The organism is Cytobacillus sp. T106 (genome assembly GCF_040492155.1).
Lineage (GTDB): Bacteria > Bacillota > Bacilli > Bacillales > Cytobacillaceae > Bacillus_AB > Bacillus_AB infantis.
This window is the reverse complement of record NZ_JBEUMK010000011.1, coordinates 121,886-137,733: the sequence shown is the minus strand read 5'-3', so window position 1 is coordinate 137,733 and position 15,848 is coordinate 121,886. Positions and strand designations below refer to the sequence as shown.

Annotated in this window: 19 protein-coding genes; 9 read left to right on the top strand and 10 right to left on the bottom strand. The window is 46.6% G+C overall.

What is annotated here, in order from left to right:
* The first annotated feature begins 74 nt into the window (after positions 1–74).
* Positions 75–749, top strand: coding sequence for an SDR family NAD(P)-dependent oxidoreductase (locus ABU165_RS18665; protein WP_009795192.1), 675 nt, complete (start codon positions 75–77; stop codon positions 747–749).
* Between the two features lie 50 nt (positions 750–799).
* Here the strand turns inward: ABU165_RS18665 and recX are convergent, their stop codons facing one another.
* A complete protein-coding gene (gene recX, locus ABU165_RS18660; RefSeq protein ID WP_248138439.1) occupies positions 800–1,612 on the bottom strand; it encodes a recombination regulator RecX in 813 nt (270 codons plus the stop codon).
* A 121-nt stretch (positions 1,613–1,733) separates the two neighbouring features.
* On the opposite strand from recX, the gene ABU165_RS18655 reads away from it, so the two are divergent.
* The 3 genes from ABU165_RS18655 (at position 1,734) to ABU165_RS18645 (ending at position 3,107) form a co-directional block, all read left to right on the top strand.
* Positions 1,734–2,636: a TIGR01777 family oxidoreductase gene (locus tag ABU165_RS18655; RefSeq protein WP_148950959.1), complete on the top strand. Its 903-nt coding sequence runs from the start codon at positions 1,734–1,736 to the stop codon at positions 2,634–2,636.
* 73 nt (positions 2,637–2,709) lie between these two features.
* A complete protein-coding gene (locus tag ABU165_RS18650) occupies positions 2,710–2,835 on the top strand; it encodes a YfhE family protein (RefSeq protein WP_009795189.1) in 126 nt (41 codons plus the stop codon).
* 89 nt (positions 2,836–2,924) lie between these two features.
* The gene (locus tag ABU165_RS18645; protein ID WP_022543504.1) at positions 2,925–3,107 is read left to right on the top strand and encodes a YfhD family protein; all 183 of its coding nucleotides are present in this window, start codon (positions 2,925–2,927) and stop codon (positions 3,105–3,107) included.
* Positions 3,108–3,183: 76 nt separating this feature from the next.
* Here ABU165_RS18645 and ABU165_RS18640 read toward each other — a convergent pair whose 3' ends face one another.
* Positions 3,184–3,693, bottom strand: coding sequence for a DoxX family protein (locus ABU165_RS18640; protein ID WP_101551683.1), 510 nt, complete (start codon positions 3,691–3,693; stop codon positions 3,184–3,186).
* A 498-nt stretch (positions 3,694–4,191) separates the two neighbouring features.
* Here ABU165_RS18640 and ABU165_RS18635 point away from each other — a divergent pair, with 498 nt between their 5' ends.
* The 4 genes from ABU165_RS18635 (at position 4,192) to ABU165_RS18620 (ending at position 7,580) form a co-directional block, all read left to right on the top strand.
* Positions 4,192–4,515 (top strand): PadR family transcriptional regulator, encoded by a 324-nt coding sequence (locus tag ABU165_RS18635; RefSeq protein ID WP_035403153.1) that lies wholly within the window; start codon positions 4,192–4,194, stop codon positions 4,513–4,515.
* A complete protein-coding gene (locus ABU165_RS18630) occupies positions 4,512–5,381 on the top strand; it encodes a permease prefix domain 1-containing protein (protein WP_009795185.1) in 870 nt (289 codons plus the stop codon). Before ABU165_RS18635 ends, ABU165_RS18630 begins: the two co-directional genes overlap by 4 nt.
* A gap of 13 nt (positions 5,382–5,394) precedes the next feature.
* On the top strand, positions 5,395–6,444 hold the full coding sequence (locus ABU165_RS18625) for a TolB family protein (protein ID WP_101551679.1): 1,050 nt from the start codon (positions 5,395–5,397) through the stop codon (positions 6,442–6,444).
* Between the two features lie 80 nt (positions 6,445–6,524).
* Positions 6,525–7,580 (top strand): M20 family metallopeptidase, encoded by a 1,056-nt coding sequence (locus ABU165_RS18620; RefSeq protein WP_094769052.1) that lies wholly within the window; start codon positions 6,525–6,527, stop codon positions 7,578–7,580.
* A gap of 53 nt (positions 7,581–7,633) precedes the next feature.
* Here the strand turns inward: ABU165_RS18620 and ABU165_RS18615 are convergent, their stop codons facing one another.
* On the bottom strand, positions 7,634–8,362 hold the full coding sequence (locus tag ABU165_RS18615; protein ID WP_094769053.1) for a DsbA family oxidoreductase: 729 nt from the start codon (positions 8,360–8,362) through the stop codon (positions 7,634–7,636).
* Positions 8,363–8,533: 171 nt separating this feature from the next.
* On the opposite strand from ABU165_RS18615, the gene ABU165_RS18610 reads away from it, so the two are divergent.
* The gene (locus tag ABU165_RS18610; RefSeq protein ID WP_009795181.1) at positions 8,534–8,725 is read left to right on the top strand and encodes an alpha/beta-type small acid-soluble spore protein; all 192 of its coding nucleotides are present in this window, start codon (positions 8,534–8,536) and stop codon (positions 8,723–8,725) included.
* Positions 8,726–8,857: 132 nt separating this feature from the next.
* Here the strand turns inward: ABU165_RS18610 and ABU165_RS18605 are convergent, their stop codons facing one another.
* The 7 genes from ABU165_RS18605 to ABU165_RS18575 form a co-directional block, all read right to left on the bottom strand.
* Entirely contained in the window at positions 8,858–9,268 is a 411-nt protein-coding gene (locus tag ABU165_RS18605) for a ClpX C4-type zinc finger protein (protein WP_009795180.1), read from the bottom strand.
* Between the two features lie 123 nt (positions 9,269–9,391).
* The gene (locus tag ABU165_RS18600) at positions 9,392–12,049 is read right to left on the bottom strand and encodes a YfhO family protein (protein WP_318060726.1); all 2,658 of its coding nucleotides are present in this window, start codon (positions 12,047–12,049) and stop codon (positions 9,392–9,394) included.
* Complete coding sequence (locus tag ABU165_RS18595) at positions 12,013–12,423, bottom strand: GtrA family protein (protein ID WP_094769055.1); 411 nt, start codon at positions 12,421–12,423, stop codon at positions 12,013–12,015. Before ABU165_RS18595 ends, ABU165_RS18600 begins: the two co-directional genes overlap by 37 nt.
* Positions 12,404–13,375 (bottom strand): glycosyltransferase family 2 protein, encoded by a 972-nt coding sequence (locus ABU165_RS18590; protein ID WP_009795176.1) that lies wholly within the window; start codon positions 13,373–13,375, stop codon positions 12,404–12,406. The genes ABU165_RS18595 and ABU165_RS18590 overlap by 20 nt, the downstream gene beginning before the upstream one ends.
* Positions 13,372–14,121, bottom strand: a complete 750-nt coding sequence (locus ABU165_RS18585; protein ID WP_094769057.1) for a glycerophosphodiester phosphodiesterase — start codon at positions 14,119–14,121, stop codon at positions 13,372–13,374. The genes ABU165_RS18590 and ABU165_RS18585 overlap by 4 nt, the downstream gene beginning before the upstream one ends.
* Before the next feature lie 20 nt (positions 14,122–14,141).
* A complete protein-coding gene (locus tag ABU165_RS18580; protein ID WP_009795174.1) occupies positions 14,142–14,966 on the bottom strand; it encodes a carbohydrate ABC transporter permease in 825 nt (274 codons plus the stop codon).
* A 15-nt stretch (positions 14,967–14,981) separates the two neighbouring features.
* Positions 14,982–15,848 carry a carbohydrate ABC transporter permease gene (locus ABU165_RS18575; protein ID WP_009795173.1) on the bottom strand — a complete coding sequence of 289 codons (867 nt, stop codon included), beginning with the start codon at positions 15,846–15,848 and terminating at the stop codon, positions 14,982–14,984.

Genomic DNA, 15,848 nt, shown 5'->3' with positions numbered 1-15,848 from the left:
AAACTTCATCTTTTTTTAGTATAGTGAAAAGAGCTGTATAAATAAAGGACTTTACCCTTGAAGGAGGACTCAACATGCAATCAGTTATCATCACCGGCGCTGGCACCGGTCTTGGAAAGGAGCTGGCCCTTAAATACGCCGGCCTTGGTTTCCATATCATACTATCCGGAAGGCGTGAAGCAGCTCTCCAGGAAACGAAAGAAGCAATCTCCAGCCAGGGGGGAAAGGCGGATATCCTGATTCTTGATATAAGCAAGCCGGCTGAAGTAAAGGAGAAAGCTGCGGGACTGCCAGAGCAATTTGATTTGTACGGTGTGATCAACAATGCCGGCGTTGGGCATTTCGGTCCTTTTGAAGACCTGAAGGACGAGGAGCTCCATGATATGCTCACAGTCAACCTGATGGGCACCATCTACATGGCACAGGCACTCCTCCCTGCTATCAAGCAAAAGAAGGGCAGCTTCCTTATGAATATCATTTCAACTGCCGGGCTGCGCGGCAAAGCAAATGAAGCTGCATACTGTGCCAGCAAATTCGCGGCCCGGGGCTTTACTGAAAGCCTGCAGAAAGAATACGAAAACGATCCGGTCCTGATCCAGGCAGTATATATGGGCGGCATGGACACCCCATTTTGGGATCATAACAACTATATTTCAGACCGCTCACGCCTCCGCTCACCTGCTGAGGTAGCCGGCATAATTACCGAGAACCGTTTTGAAGAGAAGATTGTGATTGAATCCGGAAAATGATTGGATGTAGAACAAAAAAACAGGCAGCGCAAATACCCGCTGCCTGTCTTCTATTCTTCCTCTTCCTTTTCCTCAAGGAACCGGTCAATCAATTCAATCGGAAATCCTTTTCTAAAGAGTGCCTGCTTCATTTTTTGCCTATATTCATAGCCCTGCAGCTTTTCGTATTTCCGATAGGCTTTTTCTCCCTGATAGCGGATGGCGTCCATTTCGCCGTCATCGTCTTCCTCAAACTCTGCCTCTTCGACGGCAATATTGATTACGGAGAAAGGATAGCCTTTCCTGAGGAGCATCTGCTCAAGCTTCTGTTTCAGAAGCCTCTGTGATTCCCTGCTGTACTTTTTTGCATATTTCTGGCACAGCTTTACTGCTGCTTCGACCTGGTCCTCAACAGGGAACTCCTGTATGGCTTCCTCTATATCAGGCTGTGATATCCCCTTCTCCTTCAGCTCCCGTTTAATGACGTCAGGGCCTTTATCAGACGTATTGGCCTGTGTCCTCACATAAGCGATGGCAAATTCGTTGTCATTCAGAAATTTATATTCGTACAGCTTAACGATGACTTCATTGATGATGCTTTCATCTGTTTCTTTTTCAGCAAGATGCTTCCTTACCTCTGTTTCCGATCTCATTCTTCTGGATAAATAATGAATAGCCTGGTTATAAGCTTTTCTGATTTCATCCTGAAATTCTATTTGGGTCAGGGAGAGCGCGTCAAGCTCCATCCCTTTTTTCAGGCCGAATTTGATGATGACATCTTCATCGGCACTGAAGGCATACTGCTCACCCTTGCCATAATCCATAAAAATGTTATAGCGGTCCTTCCTTTTTTGCTGGACTGATATTTTTGTGATTACCGGCATCCTCTTCACCTCTCTCTCCACTTTATCACAATGTGCTGCATCACTTGCAAACTGCAGCCTGGAAAAGGAGTTTACACAGGAAAAAGCGTATAAATACAGTATAGGAAAAGGAGGTCCACCCATGAGAATAGCGATTACAGGCGGAACCGGCTTTGTCGGGCATGCCCTTGTGAAGAAGCTCGCAGAATCGGGCCACACGGTTTTCATTTTGACGAGGAGCACAGAAGGAAAAAAGAACGGAAACAATATTCACTATGTCCAGTGGCTGAATGAAGGTGACAATCCGGCGGCACAGCTGAAAGAGATTGATTATATCGTCAACCTGGCTGGCGAATCGATCAACAGCGGCAGATGGACGGAAGAACGTAAGAAAAGGATTATTAAAAGCAGGCTGGATGCCACAGAGGCTGTCCTGAACATAATCAGTGAGCTAAAAGAAAAGCCTGAGGCTCTGATCAATGCCAGTGCAGTTGGCTACTATGGCACTTCGGAAACAGAGACGTTTACAGAAAGTAATAAAGAACCGGCGGGGGACTTTTTGGCTCAGACTGTTAAACAGTGGGAAGAAAAGGCGGCAGAGGCAGGCAGATGGGATGTCCGCACCGCATTCTGCCGATTCGGGATCATTCTTGAAAAGAATGACGGGGCGCTCCCCCGGATGGCTCTTCCCTATAAACTTTTTGCAGGAGGCAATCTCGGCAGCGGCAATCAGTGGGTTTCATGGATCCATCTTGAAGATGTGGCAAGGGGCATTATGTTTGCCATGGAAAATAAAAACCTAAGCGGCCCGGTTAATTTTACGAGCCCCCATCCTGTCCAAATGAAGGACTTTGGCAGGACCTTGGGAAGCACCCTCCACCGCCCCCACTGGATTCCTGCTCCAGCCTTTGCACTTAAGCTCGCTCTTGGGGAAATGAGCAAGCTGGTGCTCGAGGGGCAGCGCGTTCTTCCTGCTAAGCTGGAGGCTGCCGGATTCAGTTTCCGCTATCCTGGGCTTGAGGAAGCACTGAAAGATATTTATTAAGAAGGTATGATTCCTTCCTTTTTAGGAAAAATTAAGAAAAGGAGTTCATTTTTTCGGAAAGGGATGGTGCCTGATGGATAAAAAATCGAAAGATAAGTCCAAGAGTACATTGTCAAGCATGCAGGAGGTTGTTTACTCCAGGGAGTTCAAGCTGGCAGACCAGGCCGGCGGCTTTACGAAGAAAAAATCCAAGCATTGATGCAAAATGCTCATAATTGCCTTGATAGGGTGCAAGCTAAGAGTACGGAAGCCAATTCCGTACTTTTATGGTTGAAAGGGGTTTTTCGAATGGGCCGTGCACATGGACACAAAACTCGGGATAAAAACAAAGCATCACTTCCACAAGTTCCGAAGAACATGAAATCAGATGGACTGGATGTCGAATTTGACCGCGACCTTGCAGACCATGATGATTTAGAAGCAATGGCACGTTCAAAAGCTGCCGACCAGCGCGCCAAAAACAGCCGCTGACCGGCTGAGGGCATTTGCCCGCACTCTCTCAGCATAAAAAAAGCAGCAGGTCCAGAACCTGCTGCTTTTCTCTTTCCTAGTGCCCGTGGGCATGCCTTTTCGCAAAAACGGCCGTTTTCTTCTTCTTTGCCATGTTCTTAAAATAAGGAATCATGATGCGGTCAGCACCCCAGTAATAGGCTGCCCCGCCTGCGAATAAGAGGAGGACCGCTGCTGTGTATAAAATCGGATTCGTGCTTACTGTACCGGCCAGAAGAAAGTTAAGATTCATGAATGCACCCGCAATCAGGGCAGGAATGGTTGCTGCCCCAAGTACAAGCCCGGCTCCAACCAGAAGTTCTCCCCAAGGTATCAGAACATTGAACAATCCAACATTCGGAAGAGCAAAGTGCTCGAGGAATCCGGCATACCAGCCCTGTACAGCTGGATGGTCCCCTCCTGCCTGGGCGATCGCCCCCTGCAGGAATCCCCCTGCATCAAAGCCATCAGCAAGTTTATGCCATCCCGCTTCAATCCATTGAATGCCGAGCCATATTCTTAATACAGTCCATATTGCCGCTGCCTGTGGAGTTTTCAGCACTTTCATGATCATCGTCTCCCGCTTTGTTATTTTGTGAATAACTTCACAATACTAAACAAAAAATAATTAAGCCGGCCAGCTTTTACAAAAAAATTTGTGAATATCTTCACTTACTTTCTACACTTTTAATATACTCCATGTTTTTCCTTTCTGCAACGCACTTCACAATATGTTCATATTCTTTTTACTCTGTGAATAAAAAGTATCCACAACCCTGTGAATTTTGTGGATAATCTAAATAATCTCATATTTACTAACGCTTTAATCAGTTAACATAATAATGAGCAAAACTTCTGATAATTCTGTGGATAATGTGGATATGTCTGTGGAATACTTTTCTGTTCATGTTTTCCCTGTTAATAAGTCTCTGGATAACATGCTATAAGACCTACACCCCTGAGTCTTTAAACCTATACAAGTATAGATAAAACTATAAGATTAACCCTTGCAATACGAGGTACATCGTATTACACTGTTAGTAACATTAGGAAAAAGGTGATGGAAATGGATAAGGAAATGATGAAAGGGAGTACAGATCTCCTGCTTTTATCGCTCATTGCCCAAAAGGATTTATATGGCTATGAAATCACAAAAATCCTTAAGGAAATCTCCGATGAAGCTTATGTAATGGGTGAAGGCACTCTCTACCCTGCCCTCAAGCGCCTGGAGAAAAAGAAGTTTGCAGAGTCATACTGGAGCGAAACCGCAGCAGGGAGAAGGAAATATTACCGTATTACTGAGGACGGCCTGCAGGAGCTGGAAAAGAAGCGAAAGGACTGGAGCCTGATCGAAAGCATGATCCGCAAAAGCTCGGGGGGATTAACGTGAAATCGCAGCTTGAACGTTTTGTCATGAAAATTGTCCAGCATACCGAATGCTCCAAAGAAGAAAAAGAAGATCTATTCGAGGAGCTTATGGTACATCTGCAGCTTTCAAAAGAGCACTTCCAGGAACAGGGCTTCAGTGAAAGCGAAGCCGAACAGAAAGCGATGGAACAGTTTGGCGAGGAAGGGGAAATCGGAAGCCAGATTCAGCAGTCTCTCTTTCCATACCGAAAAGAAATGATGCTGACGCTTGCCATCTCTTCCATCCTTTTTACAATAGGCGCTTATCTGGGACAGCTTTTGATCAATGGAGATGCCCATATCGGCTGGCTGCTGCTTTCCATGGGCGCGAGTTCCATGATTCTTTTCCTTGCCGTGAACCAGGTTTTCCACCTGAACCGGAAGCTCTGGATGAACTCCCTGCTGATTTTGCATATCCTTGTTTATGCGGCCGGCTATCTGCTGGCCAGCAATCTGGATCATAGCATCTCACTCGGACTTTCGATCTGGGATTGGCTCAATATCCTTCTTGCCATTGTCCTTGTCTATCGGACGACACTGTATGATTTCAGCGCCAGCAGCGGCAAGATGGATAAAACTTTGAAAAAGCTTCATGCCATCAATATTACCGCCGGCGTCCTGATCACAGCTGCCTGCCTCTTTTTTGCCTGGGGAGGGCTTATCATGATAGGCCTGCACCCGGTCATATTGATTTCTTTAAGCCCGATACTCTTCTGGGTCATCCTCTATGTGATCCAGATCAAGGTTGCAGGAAAAAATAAGAAACTGGCATACGGACTCTCGGCGATTCCCTTCATCGCCATCCTGGCAGGCCTGGCACTTATCTACGCGCCTGCCCTGTTTTACTAGAAAGGAGCTTTTCATGAAAAAGAAAAGTATCATCCTGCTGTTTTCATTTATTGGAGGCATCACGCTCCTGCTTATCCTCCTCGGGCTTAATCTGGATAAATCCGAAAATGAAAAGCAGAATGGGATTACCAATCAATATGATATATCCTCACAGAATACGATTGCTTATGTAAATTACAAAGATGGCAAACCAAGCCTTATGCTGTACAACAAGGAAAAAGATATCAATGCTGAGGCATTTTCCCTGGACAGCTCAAGAATGATCCTGGATCCGAGCTTTTCCTATGACGGATCTCTGCTAAGCTTCATTTCCACCAATAAACAGCAGGATGAAGATACAGCGTTTAAAACCACCATCCATATTCTTGATTTATCGACAAAGCAGGTCACAGATGCTTTTACCGAGAATGAGCTTATCACGGAAACTGAATTTTCTCCTGTTGATGATACTCTCTATTATTTGCGCGCCGGCACCTTTCAGAACTATTCACCTATTGCCAGCAAACGGCCGCATGACCTTGATGTCTGGTCATTTAATCCGGCTGAAGGCGAACATAAGCAAATAACTGATCTGAAGAGCTATTCTATGCACAGCCTCCAGCTCAGTCCGGGAGAAAACAGTGTTTTTATCCAGATGGATGATGACCAGGGTGCTGATACACCTGAAGAAACCTTTGAGGTGAAGCAGCGCATATTTGAAATCCCCATAGATAACCCTGATAGCATGAAGATAGCAGGTGATCCTGACAGAAAAATGGATGTTTTTGATTTCACCTTCTCTCCTGATGGAGACACAATGATTTTTCAATCCATCAGTAACTCTGATGAAGGAGGAACCTATGAATATGAGCTGTATAAAATGGATGTGGATTCCGGAGAGGAAGCCCAGCTTACCCATTTAGGGGAGTATACAGACAGGCCGGTATTCAGTGCTGATGGTGACCGTGTATACTTTATGGTCGATAAGCGTTTTGCTAAAGGGTCGCCCGAGTATCATCTGTACAGCGTGAAACTGAATGGCAAAGAAATAGAAAAGATAGAACTGCCTCTTTCAGAAGACTAGAAAGAGGCTTTTTCCCTTTTAAACTCGAGAATACAGGGTATAAGTCCTATAACCCATAGACAGAGGAGGTAGGGAAAAAAATGCTGGAAAACCTGCTGAAAGAGCTGATCAGCATCAACAGCTCGGACAAAGAAGGGGCCAATGAAGCTGTTGCCTATTGCGGGCACTGGCTTGAGGGCCACGGGCTCCCTGTACATATCATTGAAAATAACGGCTACAAAATGCTTGTTTCAGAGATAGGGAGCGGCAATGAAACCATTGTCTGGAACGGCCATGTAGATGTTGTTTCAGGCAAAGAAGATCAATTCATCCCCGTAGAGGTGAAAGACAAGATTTATGGCAGAGGGGCCGCCGATATGAAAGCTGGCGTGGCAGCGATGATGTGCGCCTTCAAAGAGCTGAAGGAGGCGCCGCTTGGGGTCAAGCTTCAGCTTCAGATCGTTTCTGATGAGGAAATCGGCGGGTTCAACTGCTCCGGCTACCTTGCCGAAAATGGATACCGCGGCGATTTTGTCATCTGCTCAGAGCCGACCCAGCTTGGAATCGCCCTCCAGGCAAAGGGCGTCATGCGCCTCGAAATTGCCATTGATGGAGATCCGGCCCACGGAAGCCGGCCATGGGAAGGCATCAATGCGATTGAAAGGGCATATGAAGTCCATGGAAAGCTGAAGGAGCTCCCTTTTGCCAAAGAAAGCTCCGAATTCTATCCTTCCCCTTCCATCAACCTGGCCAAAATCCGCGGAGGCGATGTATATAATAAAGTCCCGGAAAAATGCGAGCTTTTTTACGACATCCGCTATTTGCCCGGCCAGGATAAGGATGAAATCGTTAAACAGATTGAATCGATTACAGACGGGGAAGTGCTTGTCAGCATGTTCAGCAAACCGCTGCAAACAGCAAGGGACAACCCATTCATCTTAAAGCTGAAGCCGGTCGTTGATCGGCATATTAAAGATGAAGCGGTCTTTTTCGGACAGCATGGCTCTGCCGATACCGTCTTCTTTGCCAACTACGGCATACCGGCCATCGAATTCGGACCGAGCGGACTGCATTGGCATGGCGATAAAGAATATGTACTGCCGGAGTCTGTTCATGTATACAAGGAGATGCTGGTTGATTTTGCTGAAAGTTTTTAAAGAAAAGGGGTTCGAAATATCTCTATTTCGAACCCCTTTTAGTCTGTTTCAATCTATTCTTTTTCCGGAACGATGCAGCTTCCATCCGTACAGCTGGCATCAGCCGCACCTTCCGGGGACAATTCCTGCAATTTCACTACAGGATTTTCTTCTTCCCATACCTTCTGCAGAGCGCTGGCAAAGGTTTCCGCAGGCTGGGCGCCTGAGATGGCATATTTCTGGTTGATGACAAAATAAGGGACTCCTGTAACGCCATATTGCCGGGCAATGCCTTCATCAATGCGGACATCATTGGCATAAGCTGTTTCATCCTTCAGAATGCTGAGCGCCTCTTCCCTGTCCAGTCCTGCTGCTTCCGCAAGACCAGCCAGCTCCTCGTGATCTCCTATGTTTTTTGATTCTGTGAAATAGGCATTAAGGAGCTTTTCCGTCAGAACAGCTTCCCTTCCCTTTGTTTTCGCGAATTTAGCCAGTCTATGGGCATCAAAGGTATTGCCCGGCTTCATTTCGTCAAAATTGAAGGTCAGGCCGACGCTTGCCGCCTGCTGCCCCACTCCCACATTGGCCTGCTTCGCCTGCTCGATGCTCATGCCATATTTTTCAGCGAGTGCCTCATGAATGCTTCTCCCAGAGTAAGGGGCGGCATTTGGATCGAGCTCAAAGCTCTTGAACTCCACCTCTACCTGATCCCGGTAAGGGAAATCCATCAATGCCCCTTCCAGGCGGCGTTTTCCTATATAACAAAACGGACAGACAAAATCCGACCATACTTCTATTTTCATCCTGGACACCTCATTTCTTAACTATCCCCATACTAGCACATCTTATCCCAAAACCCTCAGGCGGATGCTCAGGCATGCTTTCCCCGATTGTCTGTATCATGAAGCCTGCATCAGGTTAAGTTAAAAAAGAACAATACCCATTGTTCAATCCTTCGTCGGGAGTGATGGATCATGGCAAGAAACAAACTGTTGGTTCCTGGTTCAGCTAATGTACTTGATCAGATGAAGCAAGAAATAGCCAATGAGTTTGGAGTTGAGCTTGGTGCTGAAACGACCGCGCGGGCAAACGGCTCTGTCGGCGGCGAGATGACAAAGCGCCTTGTCGCCCTCGGAGAGCAGCAGCTCCAGAACAGGCAGCAATAGCGGGCCTTTGTGGAGCGGGAGACCCTTTTAGCGGGGGTCTCCTTTTTTTATTGGCTGTGTTAAATATGAATGTTGATAATTAATTAGAGATAAGAAAAACCTTATAAGGTTTCCAAATTGCTTGTTAATGAATTATACTTCTGTGGATTGTGTTTTTATAACTTCAGCACCAAACTCTAAGCATTCAATACATATAGAAACTCCTGGTCCCATAGCTAATTCTCCGGCTTCTTCTTTACTTCTACGACAAAAAGAACAAGTGGTACCGTGTTCTGTATTGCTTAAACTATTTGGATTTGAAGTTTTCTCTAAGGCATTGTACAATTCATCAATTACTTTTGGTTCAATATAGTCGAAGTCTCCTTTTAATTTCACTGCAATAGTAGTATAAGCAATAGCCATTCCTTCATAGAAACGCTGCCTTTCTAATTGTTCACTACTTTTAGATTTCTCTTCACATAATGAGCTAAGTTTCTCTAATTCCAAGATCATATCTTCAATCTTGGCACCTCGAAATGTTTTTTTGCGAAAGTCTTTTTCCACTGCATACACCTCCTATTTTGTATGTACACATTTGTATACATACATAGTGAGATATATTCTTCACACATATAGATTGTTCCTTCAATTTCCAAATTTTTTCAGGAATTAACTTACTCTTTCACATTAAGAACTAACATTGATATGGCGAACGGACATGCGCCTTGATTTTTTAAAGAGCGCAGCAAGGCAAATGCTTATTGCAGCAAAAGAGAGTGCAAGCAGCAGAAAGAAATACGGCGGATAATAGACCATCTCGATCCTGTTCTGACCTTCCTGCAGCCGGAAGCCTGTAAATGCATAATTGGCCTTCAGCAGCTCTTCTTCCTCTCCATTGATCTTTAAGCGCCAGCCTTTTTCAAAAGGCAGCGGAATGATTGCATAATGCCCGCCTTCATTTTGAAGTTCAAATGACAGACGGTTTCCTGACCACTCTGCCTCTGGCGGAACATGGCGGCGTTCTTCTTTTTTCACATTTTCCAGCACCTCAAAGGTTTCTTCATAAAGCTTAAAGTCCTTTAAATGATATTCTCCCTTTGGCATCCTAAGGGAAATCTGGTCCGCTGCCTTGACCCTTATGATCAGGTCATCCACACCCGTCCGGTATATAGACCCTTCTTCTTTCCTGATTGTCTGGAACTCATTGACCTCAAGGATAAATTCTTCCTTGTTGTTGATGCCATCAATATTGAAGCCAACCAAATAGTCTTTTGCAGAAGGATTTCTTTCACTGATCAATAAATCAATGCCGCCTTCCTCACCGCTGACCTTGAGTTTTCCGCCCGCATACTCGGCGTTTACAGGCTTGATTTCTGCCTGCGAAATTAGATTTGTGCTGTCCGGTATCGGGGCATTTGCTGTTCCCTTTTCAAGAACAATTCCTTTCAGCATCGCCTGTTCCTTTGCCGAAGGGGAACTTCCTTTCAGATCTTTTTCCAGATAAACGCTGTCAGCCGTCCGCACAAAAGGCAGGAGGTTTTCATTTTCATAAGCCTCATAACCGCCGGCAGAAGCAATTCTCTTAAAGCCGTAAGGAATGGAGGCATCTCCCTTCTCAGCAATATAATATTTTCCCATGAGGATGCTGTACAAGTTGGCCCGGTCCCCAAGGGAAGCATAGCGGCTGACGCTCTCACGCCCCATATCGATTTCAAGATCACTGAGATAAAACCATAGAAGCTCTTTATTTAAGATACTGGAATAGACGCTCATTCCTCTGAAATCCTGGACAATCGGAGTATTATTCCTTAAAGGGATCATCCAGTCGATCCTTGCCAAAGGATCATCGTCACCCTCCTGTACCAGCCGGATGAGCTCCTGCTGGTCTGCACCGTTATAGTCACGGCTGTTCATGAACTCCTTTGATACACGGTATTCCGTCCCTGTCACGGTCAAACGCTCTTCCTGGTAAAAATTCGGGATCAGCACGCTGGTCAGGATGACAGCAGCTGAAAGCAGTACTCCGGCCTTTTTCCTGAAAAAGGCTGCCCCGAGAAGGAAAACGGCAGCCGAAATGAAGGCTGCAATCGCCATATAAGCATCCTGCACTTCTTCAAATTCCAGCTTAGGGTCAAAATGATAGAACAGTATGTAAAATAAAGCCGCACCTGCTCCTGCTGATGCAAGCGGAAGAAGCCTGAGCCTGCCTGCCAAGGGGAGTGCAGCTCCTGCCGCCCCGCCGGCTGCAAGAGACAGCATATATTCCCAGCGGTACTGTGGAGCAGAAAAACCATTGAACAAGCTGCCTATTAGCGGGCTGAAATGCAGGATGGACAAAACGATCGTCATTGCAGCAAAAAACCGGAAATGCCTGTTCCTGTATAAAGGCTTTACCAGCAGGCAGATGAGAACAAATGCCGGCAGATAAACAATTCTTCCGTTCAGCAGCAGATTGTCAATAAACTCAAAAGCAGGGATATGGTCCTCATATGCAGGTCGGTAATTGTTCAAATAGCCATATACGGCAGGAAAAAACGAAAAGCCGCTGATGCAGAATCCTGCGGCCAGCCCGATAATATAATGCTTCAGCTGGATCAGCTTGGCCCGCCCGTTTCCATCAAACGGGAAAATCCAGCGAAACAGGACATAAACGCCGCACAGCAGGAAATTAACATAAGCAAAATAAAAATTGTCAAATAAGCTGATGGATACAGCTATTATGAATAAACCGGAACCCTTCCCCCGCATGATCCTTTCAATCCCGATCAGAAGGAGAAGCAGCCAGAGCATACTGTCGGCAAAAAACTCCCAATAGGTCACATGCCTGAAGTAAATGATGCTTGTGCCGTAAATGACAGCGCCAGTAAAGGCGGGCAGTGCTTTCATTCCCAGCATCCTGAAATAATAGGAGGCCAGAAGCAGGATGCCGGTCAGCCTGATGATGCTTACAATGAGGATGATGTCAGCCCAGTAAAAAATATCCGGAGCCCCGATCAGGCCGAGTCTCTCAAGTATATAGGTTACAAGCATCGTAATCAGAAAGAAGATAGAAGTAGCAAAATAATAGCCAAGCTGGGTATAGGTGCCCCCGCCGAACCCGAAGTCAGGCGAATAGAAAAACTCCCCGCTGGTGTACTGCTCATACAAGAGCTGCTTGAACGGCTGCATTTGCGACAATCCATCGTTCATCCCGGTCATATAGCGGCCCTCGAACCACTCAGAAATAAAAAACATATGGCTCATTACAGCTGCCAGCAGACAGAAGAAAAAGAAGGCAGCCTTAGGCCATCTGTCTGCCTGAAGAAAGTTTAATAAGTTTGGTAAGTAGCTTCGCGCTTTTTGCATGATGTTTTCAGGACTCTCCCCGTTAAAATGAAAGTAGCTGGCAAAGTAAAGACGACTGCAATGACCGGTGCAAGGCTGCTGCTCACCTTCAGCCCATCTACAAGTATGAACAAGATGACTGCAGTCATGCCCGTATTGAACAGCTGTGTCAGCGGAAAACGGATGAACGCCCCCCATGTCGGCTTCACTCTATAAGTAAATAGCGTGTTCAGGAAAAAAGAACCAATCAGGCTGCTTGCGAAACCTATACTATGCGCCAGGAAATAATGGAACCCTGCAAAATGGAGAAGAACAAGATAAATTGAGTAATAGTGCAGAGTATTAACCCCGCCGGTCACGGCAAAGCGGAAAAATTCACTGTGTATGAACCGCATGCTGCTCCCCTCTTTCGCTTGCTTGCTGAATATTGGTCTGCTGAATCAGATAATGCGGCCTTTTCTTTGTCTCATAATAAATGCGGCCGATGTATTCACCGACGATTCCCATGCAGACAAGCTGAATTCCTCCCAGGAAAAGGACAGCAGATATGGTCGTGAAATAGCCGGGAACAGAGACTCCATGCTGCATGATCTGGACAAAGGTAAATCCGATATATCCGAGCGAAAGCAGAAGGACAAAGGCGCCCAGATAAAAGCATGCCCTGAGCGGCTTGTGGTTAAAAGAAACGATCCCATCAATCCCGTAATTCAGCAGTTTAGGGAATGACCATTTTGTCTCCCCTGCTTCCCTTTGGACATTCTCGTATTCTATTATTTTCTGCTCGAATCCGATCCATGAATAAAGGCCTTTGGAAAAGCGGTTTCCTTCACTGAGCAGCAGGAGCGCCTTTGCTGCTTCTTTGCTCAGCAGCCGAAAATCTCCCTCACCGTCTGACAGCTGCACGTCCACTGCCCTGTTCACAAACCGGTAGAAGCAGGAGGAAACGAATGAACGCACCGGAGAATCTCCCGTACGGTTCCTTTTGGCAATCACCTGCCCATACCCTTCTTCATATCCCCTCACCAGCTGGCAGATCAGGGAAGGCGGATGCTGAAGGTCGGCATCCATCATGATGACCGCATCACCTTCTGCGTTCCGGAGTCCGGCAAGCATGGCCGCCTCCTTCCCGAAATTCCTTGTAAACGATATAAATTTTACTTCTTCATGGTGAAAAGCCAGCCGATGGATGGTTTCCATCGTGCCGTCCGAGCTCCCGTCATCCACAAACAGGATTTCATATTGATAAAAAAGGCTTGCCATTTCCGTCCGGATTGCCTCCAGCACCCTGGGGATATTCTCAGCTTCATTATAGGAAGGGATGATAAATGATATTTTTGCCTGACTCATTCTGCTGCCTCCATTTGCTCTTCCGGCTGGCCGACCATGATTTCCGGATGATTGGTTGTAATCTGGATGCTTCCGCCCAAGTCCTGCACCTTTTTCAAAGCTTCTTTGCCGTTGACTGTCCATGTGCCGATTTCAATGCGGGCGTCCAGCAGAGATTCAACCAGCTCACGGGAGAGAAAGCCATAGTGAACGGATACATGGCTTGCCCCCGTATAAGCTGCCTGCTCTGCCAGGAGAGTCGCATGACCCAGGTAAATCAGGCCGGTGCGGATCCTCGGATCCAGCTCTTTCAGCTTCAGAAGTGAATGATGATCAAAAGAGATGACCAGGGCCTCTTTATAGAGTGAATATTTCCTGATCAATCCTGCCACTTTTTCTTCAAGTCCTTCATACATTCCGGCCATCTGCTTCAGCTCAATGAAAAGCTTCTTTTTTCCTTTGGCCATTTGAATGATTTCCTCCAGCGAGGATATCGTTTCGCCGGAATACTCAGGGCTGAACCATGAGCCTGCATCAAGGAGTGCCAGTTCAGCGGCAGTATGGTCCTTCACATATCCGCTCCCGTTTGTTGTCCGTTCCAACGTGTGATCATGAATGACAACAGGGATCCCATCCCTTGATAAATGGACGTCCAGCTCTATGGCAGAAATCATAGGGTGCTCAAGGGCGAGCCGGAAAGCGGCCGCCGTATTCTCAGGGGCTTTCCCGCTCCAGCCGCGGTGTGCAACACAGGCATTCTTCAGCATCAATCATCATCCTTTCCTGTCTATTTGACTCCTGTATAAACAAAAGCACGGATAATCTGTCTTTGAGCAAAGAAAAAGGCAATAAGGATCGGCACAACAAGGATCATATTTCCTGCCATAAGCACATTCCAGGCAGTTCCTCCCTCTACTTCCCTAAGCTTGGATATCCCGAGCGGAAGGGTGCGCGCCACATCGCTTGTCGTCATAACAAGCGGCCAGAAATAATCGTTCCAGTGAGTGATGAAGCTGAATAATCCAAATGTGATAAGAACAGGCTTTGCCATCGGAACCATAATGCGGAACATGATCTTCCATTCAGAAGCTTCATCAAGCCGGGCGGCTTCCAGCAGTTCCTCAGGGACCTGCATGAACGACTGCCTGAGCATAAAAATGCCAAAAGCACTGGAGGCAAACGGCAGGATCAGCGCCCACAGGGAATCAAGCAGCCCCCAGGAGCTCATCTGCAGATAGACCGGCAAAAAGATAAGCTGAGAGGGAATCATCAGGGTAATCATGGTCACAGCAAAGAAAAACCTGCTTCCCCTGAAACGGTACCGGGCAAAAGCATAGGCTGCCGGTATAATCGTCAGAAATTGCAATATGAGGATTCCCGCTGAAACCATCAGGCTGTTTAAGAAGTAGCGGAAAAACGGCCCGGAGTTCCATGCCTTGGAGAAGTTTTCCCATTTGAACTCCTCAGGCAGCCATTTCGGCGGAAATGTCATTGTTTCACCAAGCGTTTTAAAAGAAGTGGAAATCATCCAGACAAACGGAAGTGCAAAAACAGCAACAACCAGTAAGAGTGCGGCCAAATTGAAAAGCCTTCCTGCAGCTTTAAGCTTCATATATAATCCTCCACATCATCGGTAATGGACTCTCCGGGAAAGCAGCCTGAAGTAGACTATTGTCAAAAGGCTTACCAGAATCAGCAGCAGAACACCTGCTGCCGATGCATAGCCGATTTTGAAGAACCGGAAACCATACTCATAAATATAGAAAACAAAGGTATTCGTTGAATTAATCGGCCCGCCCTGGGTCATGATCGCAATCGTTTCAAACACCTGGAATGACGCAATCAGGGAAATGATCGTCAGGAAAAAGAGCGTCGGTGACAGCATCGGGAGCGTCAGCTTGAAAAAGGTCCTCGCCTTATTCGCCTCATCCAGCTCTGCCGCTTCATAAATATCCTTCGGAATGCTCTGCAGCCCGGCAATGAAAATGAGCGTATTGAAGCCGATCCCTTTCCAGACCGCCACAATGACGAGAGAAAACAGCGAGGTTCCCGGATCTGTCAGCCATGGGACATTTGCGATGCCGAACAAATTGAGAAACCAGTTCAGCAGTCCATAGTCAGTATCCATGAGCCACATCCAAAGCATCGACACTGAAACAAGCGAGATAATATGCGGGCTGAAGATCGCACCCTGCACAAATCCGTACAGAGCTCCCTGCCTGTTCAGCCACAGGGCAAGCAGGAGAGAAACCGCCACCGTCAGTGATACTGTCAGTGCTGTGTAGGTAAAGGTATTCTGCATCACTTCAATGAACTCACGCTCTGCGAAAAGCGCTTTGAAATTGCCGATACCCACAAAATCCTTAACAGGACTGACAAAGTTCCAGTCATGGAAGCTTAAATAAATCATGTATAAGATAGGATAAATGAAAAATAATCCGAAGATGGCAATCGATGGCGCAATCATGCCATACGGCCTCAGCTTATTCATCAT